Raw genomic sequence first — 884 nt, forward strand, 5'->3', positions numbered from 1 at the left:
TGGTTGATAACTCCAGTTGGTTTTATAGAAATTGGTGATACAGCAGGTTATATAAGGTCAGACGGTTATATTGGAATAGGTGTAGATGGAGATGAACATCTCGCACACCATTTGGCTTTTCTGTACATGACAGGTTCTATCCCTGAATTCGTTGATCATGCTAATCACATACGGCATGATAACCGATGGGTAAACCTACGAGAATGTTCTCTTCAAGAAAACAATCATAACAGAGGCATGGATTCACGAAATACTTCTGGTATAAAAGGTGTTTCGTGGAATAAACATGCCAAGAAGTGGTCTGCCTATGTTAATCTTAACAAGAAAAGACATTTTGTAGGCTATTTCACTGATATAAAAGATGCTGAAGAAAATGTTATGAGAGTTAGAAGAGAACTTCACGGTTCATTTTCTCACGATGGTAATGAGGATATAAAATATGTTTAGTCTTAAAGGTAAAGTTGCTGTTGTAACAGGATGCGACACGGGTTTAGGTCAGGGTATGGCTCTGGCACTGGCTAAAGCTGGTGCTTCAACTATCGTCGGTATCAACATCGTTGAGCCGATTCAGACAATCAAACTGGTTCAAGAAGCCGGTGCTGATTTCCATAACATCATCTGTGACCTGTCTAAAGCAGACAAGAAACAGCTGATCGCTGATATCGTAAACCGTCTGGGCACTGTTGACATTCTGGTTAACAACGCCGGTATCATTCGCCGCGAAGATTCGCTGAACTTCTCTGAAAAAGATTGGGACGATGTAATCGACCTGAATCAGAAGTCAGTGTTCTTCCTGTCACAAGCGTTCGCTAACCACTGCGTCGAAGCTAAACACGGTGGTAAGATCGTTAACATCGCGTTTATGCTTTCCTTCCAGGGCGGTA

At 41.9% G+C, this 884-nt stretch carries 2 protein-coding genes; both read left to right on the top strand.

Annotation, left to right across the window (positions count from 1 at the left end):
- On the top strand, positions 1-447 hold a 447-nt coding region (locus tag N1032_RS24295; RefSeq protein ID WP_259543055.1), incomplete at its 5' end, for an HNH endonuclease.
- Positions 440-884: SDR family NAD(P)-dependent oxidoreductase (locus tag N1032_RS24300; protein ID WP_259543056.1), on the top strand; the 445-nt coding region annotated here is incomplete at its 3' end. The genes N1032_RS24295 and N1032_RS24300, both read left to right, overlap by 8 nt.

Origin of the sequence: Herbiconiux daphne (assembly GCF_024979295.1) — a bacterium.
Classification (GTDB): Bacteria; Actinomycetota; Actinomycetes; order Actinomycetales; family Microbacteriaceae; genus Herbiconiux; species Herbiconiux daphnes.